8 protein-coding genes are annotated in these 6,015 nt (G+C 68.0%); 3 read left to right on the top strand and 5 right to left on the bottom strand.

The features are described from left to right. The first annotated feature begins 40 nt into the window (after positions 1-40). Positions 41-274: a preprotein translocase subunit SecG gene (gene secG, locus ACAM49_RS38220; protein WP_040809420.1), complete on the top strand. Its 234-nt coding sequence runs from the start codon at positions 41-43 to the stop codon at positions 272-274. Positions 275-342: 68 nt separating this feature from the next. Here the strand turns inward: secG and ACAM49_RS38215 are convergent, their stop codons facing one another. Together ACAM49_RS38215 and ACAM49_RS38210 are read right to left on the bottom strand one after the other, a co-directional pair. Next, complete coding sequence (locus tag ACAM49_RS38215) at positions 343-684, bottom strand: hypothetical protein (protein ID WP_369640403.1); 342 nt, start codon at positions 682-684, stop codon at positions 343-345. Further along, the gene (locus tag ACAM49_RS38210) at positions 677-964 is read right to left on the bottom strand and encodes a hypothetical protein (protein ID WP_369640402.1); all 288 of its coding nucleotides are present in this window, start codon (positions 962-964) and stop codon (positions 677-679) included. The genes ACAM49_RS38215 and ACAM49_RS38210 overlap by 8 nt, the downstream gene beginning before the upstream one ends. Before the next feature lie 159 nt (positions 965-1,123). On the opposite strand from ACAM49_RS38210, the gene ACAM49_RS38205 reads away from it, so the two are divergent. Continuing rightward, complete coding sequence (locus tag ACAM49_RS38205; RefSeq protein ID WP_369640401.1) at positions 1,124-1,789, top strand: DUF1361 domain-containing protein; 666 nt, start codon at positions 1,124-1,126, stop codon at positions 1,787-1,789. Positions 1,790-1,810: 21 nt separating this feature from the next. On the opposite strand, the gene fadD8 is transcribed toward ACAM49_RS38205, so the two are convergent. Genes fadD8 through ACAM49_RS38190 form a run of 3 tightly spaced genes read right to left on the bottom strand, consistent with a single transcriptional unit; the run spans position 1,811 to position 5,557 of the window. After that, positions 1,811-3,418, bottom strand: a complete 1,608-nt coding sequence (gene fadD8, locus ACAM49_RS38200) for a fatty-acid--CoA ligase FadD8 (protein WP_369640400.1) — start codon at positions 3,416-3,418, stop codon at positions 1,811-1,813. A gap of 55 nt (positions 3,419-3,473) precedes the next feature. After that, positions 3,474-4,667: a Nonspecific lipid-transfer protein gene (locus ACAM49_RS38195; protein ID WP_369640399.1), complete on the bottom strand. Its 1,194-nt coding sequence runs from the start codon at positions 4,665-4,667 to the stop codon at positions 3,474-3,476. 41 nt (positions 4,668-4,708) lie between these two features. Further along, entirely contained in the window at positions 4,709-5,557 is an 849-nt protein-coding gene (locus ACAM49_RS38190; RefSeq protein WP_369640398.1) for an SDR family NAD(P)-dependent oxidoreductase, read from the bottom strand. Positions 5,558-5,610: 53 nt separating this feature from the next. Here ACAM49_RS38190 and ACAM49_RS38185 point away from each other — a divergent pair. Beyond that, a partial coding sequence (locus ACAM49_RS38185) for an alpha/beta fold hydrolase (protein WP_369640397.1) occupies positions 5,611-6,015 on the top strand: 405 nt, incomplete at its 3' end.

Raw genomic sequence — 6,015 nt, 5'->3', positions numbered from 1 at the left:
GATTCGGGTACTGGGGTACCAACCGCTTAGACTGTCGGCCATGCGGATGTTCCTGGATATCCTCCTCGTTATCACCAGCGTGCTGCTGGTGCTGCTGGTGCTGCTGCACCGCGCCAAGGGCGGAGGTCTGTCCAGCCTCTTCGGTGGTGGCGTGCAATCGAGCCTGTCGGGCTCCACTGTTGTTGAGAAGAACCTCGACCGCATCACCATCTTCATCGGCTTGATCTGGCTGATCTCCATTCTGGGGATCGGCCTCGAAATCAAGTTCGCTTAGCCCCCAAGCTCCTGTGATCGCCCGGGCACCCGGAAAGGTGCCCGGGCGATTCGTCGTGTGCGCAGCGGTCAGCGCGAATTGCGGTGCACCGGGGACAGATTCGCCAGGGCGGCGGACAGGGCGCGGCGGGCGTCGGCGCGGCTGATGGGGGTGTCGTCGTCGAGGGCGGCCAGCTCGATGGTGAGGAAGTCGCGGATCAGGTCGGACATGCTCATGCCGCGGTGGTCGGCCTCGGCGCGGATGCGCTGGTCCATGGCGTAGGGGAGCCGGACGGTGCGCAGCACCGTGACGGGGGTGTCGGCGCCGGGGAGGTCGGGTTCGGGGGCGCCCTCGTCGAAGGTCAGGTTGTCGAGGAAGTCGCGGGCCTCGTCGGCCGTGTGCGGGTATCCCTTGTCCGGATAGTCATTCATGGTCCGCCTCCCATTGTTCGAACTGGGCGAGAAGCCGTCCGGTCACCGGCCGGACGCCGATGACCTGCTGGTCCCACTGCGACAGCGGACGCACCACCACCGCCAGCGGCAGCCCGGAACCGGTCCGGCCGAGGATCATCAGGGCAGGCAGCCCGCCCGTCCCGCGCACCGGTCGCGGCCAGCGCCGGCCCGGGCCGGTCAGGACCCGCATGATCTCCTCGGGTGCGATGCCGAGCCGGGCCGCGACGTCGAGGGCCCACTCGGGAATCTCATATCCCACGGCCGCATAATACGATCGTAAAACAGCTGGTCGCCACCTGTCGACAAGTCTTTCCCCGACCGCGCGGGCGCGTCGGTGGCGGGCGTGTTGCCGGGTTCGTTCCCGAACGGTGTCGCGAACTCGCATGACGTGTCGCGCCGCGATGGGCATCATGAACGGATGGACCCGGTGAAGACGGTCGCGCCGAGCCTTGCGGGGGTGCTGGACCGGAATCTGTTCTGGATGGTGTGGAACAGCGTATTGGCGTGGATCCCGGTGGCTTTGGCGCTGCTGGTGTTCCGCGGCGCGCGCGATGACGAACGGCGACTACCGATTTCGCCGATCTGGTGGGGCGGCGCGGTGCTGTTGCTGCTGTTCCTGCCGAACGCGCCCTATGTGGTGACCGATCTGGTGCACCTGCGCGACGATATCCGCGCCGCGGGCAACGGACCGGTGGTGACGACCATCCTGCCGGTGTACGCGGTGTTCATCGCCTCGGGCTTCGTCGCCTACTACCTGGTGCTGGCCGAGCTGGGCCGCTTCCTGGAGGCGCGCGGGCTGGGCGCGTGGCGCACCCCGGCCACCCTGACCGTCCATTTGCTGTGCGCGATAGGCGTTTTCCTGGGCCGCTGGGTGCGGTTGAACAGCTGGGAGCCGGTGGTGCAGCCGCGCGGCACCTTCGACCGCATGCTGCTGGCGCTGAGCTGGAGCTGGGCGCCGGTGTTGATCACCGCCGTGTTCGTGGCCACGGCGTTGGGGCACTTCGTGACCCGCGCGGTCATCGAGACCGGGATGGCGAGCATGCGCAGGGGCGCCCGGCTGCTGCGAACCCGCAAGTTCGCCTAGCCGAGCGCCCCCGACCCGAAATCAGGCCAGGCCCAACCGTTCCGCGGCCAGCACCCGGATCGCCTTCTTGTCCGGCTTACCCAATCCGGTCAGTGGCAGCTCGTCGATCACGAGAACATGCTTGGGCACCTGCACCGACCCCTTGCGCTGCTTGACCGCGGCCTGGATCTCCGCGGTCACCACCTCGACCGCGGCCGGATCGGCGGCGGTATCCGGATCCAGCACCAGCACGGCGGTCACGGCCTCACCCCAATGCGCGTCGGGCACACCCACGACCGCGACGGTGAGCACCTTCGGATGTTCGGAGACAACGTCTTCCACCTCACGCGGGAACACATTGAACCCGCCGGTGACAACCATGTCCTTGGACCGGCCGACGATGAACAGGAACCCGTCCTCGTCCTGGCGCGCCAGATCACCGGTGCGCAGCCAGCCGTTCTTGAACGTATCCGCGGTCACCTCCGGCAGATTCAGGTAGCCGCCCGCCAACAGCGGTCCCGAGACGCAGATCTCGCCGACCTCACCCTGCGGCACCTCCTTGTCCTCGGAGTCCAGCAGCGCCACCCGCACCGCGGTCGAGGGCCGCCCGCACGAGGACAGCCGCTCCTTGTCGTGCTCGTCCTTGGCCAGGTAGCTGATCGCCATCGGCGCCTCGGACTGCCCGAAATACTGCGCGAAGATCGGCCCGAACCGATCGATGGCCTCCTGCAACCGATTCGGATCGATCGCGGCCGCCCCGTAGTAGACCGTCTCCAGCGAGGACAGGTCACGGGTGCGCGAATCCGGGTGATCCAGCAACGCGTACAGCATCGACGGCACCAGCATGGTCGCCGAGATCCGGTGCTCCTCGATCGCCTTCAGCACTTCCCCGGCGTCGAAGCGCGGCAGCACCACGCACTGCCCGCCCAGCAGCACCGTCGGCAGAAAGAACGCCGCACCCGCATGCGAGAGCGGCGTGCAGATCAGGAATTTGGGATGCCGCGGCCACTCCCACTCCGAGAGCTGGATCTGGGTCATGGTGTTCATGGTCAGCGCCGTGCCGATGACACCCTTGGGCTTGCCGGTGGTGCCGCCGGTGTAGCTGATGGAGATGACATCGGAGGGCAGCAGTTCGACCGCCTTGACCTCACGCGGCTCGTACTTGTCCGCGGCCGCGAGAATGTCCACGCCCACATCGGCGAGTGATTCGGGCACCGGACCTAGCACCAGCACCTTGTTCAGCGCCGGAACCATATCGACCAGTTCCCGGGCGCGCTGCACGAACGCGGGCACCGGATCCAGGATCAACGTCGAAATACCGGCGTCGGCAAGCACATACGCGTGATCATCGAGCCCGCCGATGGGATGCAGCGCGGTGCGCCGCGACCCCACGATCTGCCCCGCGCCGATGGTGAACAACACCTCGGGCCGGTTGAGCGCGAGCACCCCGACCGGCGTGCCCGTGGTGACACCGTGCTCGGCGAAGGCGTCGATGTAGCGGCTCATCCCGTCCAACACCTCACCGCCGGTGAGGATGTGATCGCCCAGGGTGAGCACCGGACGGTTCTTGTGCCGCTTGAGGCCCGCCACCAGGGCGTGACCGTTGTGCACGGGCAGCCGCAGCATGGTGTCGGCATCGAATCTGGTCATCTTTCCTCCTCCATCCGGAGTGGGATCCGGGCGCTGAGCCCCGAACCCCCTTGTGTCACAGGGTGTTGGCGCCGTAGAGGGTGACGACGACCGCGCCACCCAGGCCGAGGTTGTGCGCGAGCGCGGTGCGCGCCCCGGCGACCTGGCGTTCGCCCGCCAGACCGCGCAGCTGCCAGCTCAATTCGGTGCACTGGGCCAGCCCGGTCGCGCCCAGCGGATGCCCCTTGGAGATGAGCCCGCCCGACGGGTTGACCACCCAGGTGCCGCCGTAGGTGGTCGCACCAGACTCCACCAGCGCACCCGATTCGCCCTCCCCGCACAGGCCCAGCGCCTCGTAGGTGATGAGCTCGTTGATGGAGAAGCAGTCGTGCAACTCGATCACATCGACATCGGCGACCCCGATCCCGGCGCGCGAGAACACCTTCGACGACGCCGCGCGGGTCATGGGCGCACCCACCACGTCGATCATCGACCCGGTGGAGAAGGAGGTGCCGTCATCGGTGGCCAGCTCCTGGGCCAGGATCTCGATGGCCTGGCCTTCCAGGCCGTTGGCCTTGACGAACTCCTCGCTCACCACGACCGCCGCCGCCGCGCCGTCCGACATCGGCGAGCACTGCGAGCGCGTCAGCGGCCCGTGCACCGGCTTGTCGGCGAGCACCTGCTCGAGGGTGTAGGCATCCTGGAACTGCGCCAACGGGTTTCGCGTGGAGTGCTCGTGGTTCTTGACCGCGACCGCCGCCAGCTGCTCGGGCGTGGTGCCGTAGCGCTTCATGTGCTCGATGGCGGCGTTGCCGAAGAACTGGGTGGTGATCGGCGCCGCCGAGAACTCGAACAGCTCACGATTGACCTTCAGGTGCGCATCGACCGTGGTGACCTTCGGCTTGGTGGCCGGACCGGCCATCGCCTCCTTGGTCATCTGCTCGAACCCGACCGCCAGAGCCACATCGGTGATTCCGGCCGCCACCCATTCGCGGGCGAACATCAGCGCGGTGGAACCGGTGGCGCAGTTGTTGTTCACGTTCACGATCGGAATACCGGTCTGCCCGATGTCGTACAGCGCGCGCTGCCCGGCCGCCGAGGGCTGGAAGACGTACCCGACCGCGGCGCGCTGCACCTGGTCGTAGGTGACGCCCGCGTCCTTCAATGCGCCGTTGACGGCCTCGGCCACCATCTGCGGGTAGGTCCACTCGCGGGAACCGATCTTGACGAACGGCGTCATGTTCACGCCGACGACGAAAACGCGTCGCATAGGGTTGTCCACTCCTGTTCTTCGGGAACGTAATTCGATGTCTAATCGGCGCGCGGAACGCGGCCGTCGAGGTCGGTGAAGCCGTAGGCCTCGGCCAGGTCGGCGACCTTCCAGGCTTTTCCGGTGCGCGCCAGGCGATCCGGGTCCGCGGCCAGGGCGACCACGGCGCGGCCGGGGAAGCGCGGGGTCTCGGCCGCGTCCAGGTCGAAGGTGCCCTCACCGGGCAGGGTGACCAGGCGGCGGCCGTCCTTGTCGGGCGGAACCATTTGCAGCAGTTCGGTGTTCACGATGCCCGGCCAGATCGACACCGCCGTCGCGCCGGTGCCCTCGAGGTCGTGGGCCATATCGGCGGTGAGCCGATCCACCGCGGCCTTGCCGACCCCGTAGACGGCGTTGTGGATCTGGCGGACCGCGCCGGGGGAGGAGACGGACACGATCAGGCCTTGGGATTCGATGATCAGCGGCGCGGCGAAAACACTTGCCACGTAATGCGATCGCACCCCGATATCGAAGCCCGCGTCCCACGCCTTGGGCGGCACGTCCCAGAACTTGCGCCCGATCCAGCGCGCCGAGCCGGGCGCGTCGTAGACGTTGTTGACCAGCACGTCCAGGCGGCCCTGCTCGTCGCGCACCTGCGCGAAGACCTTCTCCACCGCGGCGTCGTCGCGGTGATCGCACACCACCGCGATCCCGGTCCCGCCGAGCTCGTCGATCTCGGCGGCGGTGGCCGACACCGTGCCCGGCAGGTGCCCGGCCGTGACGGTGCGCCCGGTGACGTACACGGTCGCCCCGGCCGCGCCCAGCTCCAGGGCGATGCCCTTGCCGATGCCGCGGCTGGCCCCGGTCACCACCGCGACCTTTCCGGCGAGAATCTTGGGTATTTCGCTCACGACCTCTGGACATTACCTTGAAATAGGAACGTGTTCTAGAAATTGGAGGCGGAGTGGAACTGACGCATCGGACGATCGACACCGGGGAGGTCCGCATGCACGTCGCGGACACGGGCGAAGGCTTCCCCGTGATCTTCTGTCACGGCTTCCCGCACACCTGGTACATGTGGCACCGCCAGCTCGACGCCCTCGCCGCTGCGGGCTACCGCGCCATCGCGCCCGACCTGCGCGGATACGGTCGCACCGACGCGCCCGAAGACCCCGCCGCCTACACCAACGAGGCCGTCATCGGCGACCTGCTGGCCCTGCTCGACGACATCGGCGCGGACAAAGCCGTCTTCGTCGGCCTGGATTTCGGCGCGCAACTGGTGTGGGAGCTGAGCCTGCGCCACCCCGAACGGGTCGCCGCCGCCATGGTCCTGAACAACCCGTTCGCCCCCCGCCCGCCCAAAGCGCCC

It is taken from the genome of Nocardia sp. JMUB6875 (assembly GCF_041154655.1).
GTDB lineage: Bacteria > Actinomycetota > Actinomycetes > Mycobacteriales > Mycobacteriaceae > Nocardia.
Note: the sequence above shows the minus strand (reverse complement) of the source record. Positions and strands in the feature narration are given on the sequence as shown.

Coding starts and splice junctions, on each gene's coding strand:
- fadD8 (WP_369640400.1), bottom strand. CDS start 3,418: ATGACCAGATTCGATGCCGACACCATGCTGCGGCTGCCCGTGCACAAC.
- ACAM49_RS38215 (WP_369640403.1), bottom strand. CDS start 684: ATGAATGACTATCCGGACAAGGGATACCCGCACACGGCCGACGAGGCC.
- secG (WP_040809420.1), top strand. CDS start 41: ATGCGGATGTTCCTGGATATCCTCCTCGTTATCACCAGCGTGCTGCTG.
- ACAM49_RS38195 (WP_369640399.1), bottom strand. CDS start 4,667: ATGCGACGCGTTTTCGTCGTCGGCGTGAACATGACGCCGTTCGTCAAG.
- ACAM49_RS38205 (WP_369640401.1), top strand. CDS start 1,124: ATGGACCCGGTGAAGACGGTCGCGCCGAGCCTTGCGGGGGTGCTGGAC.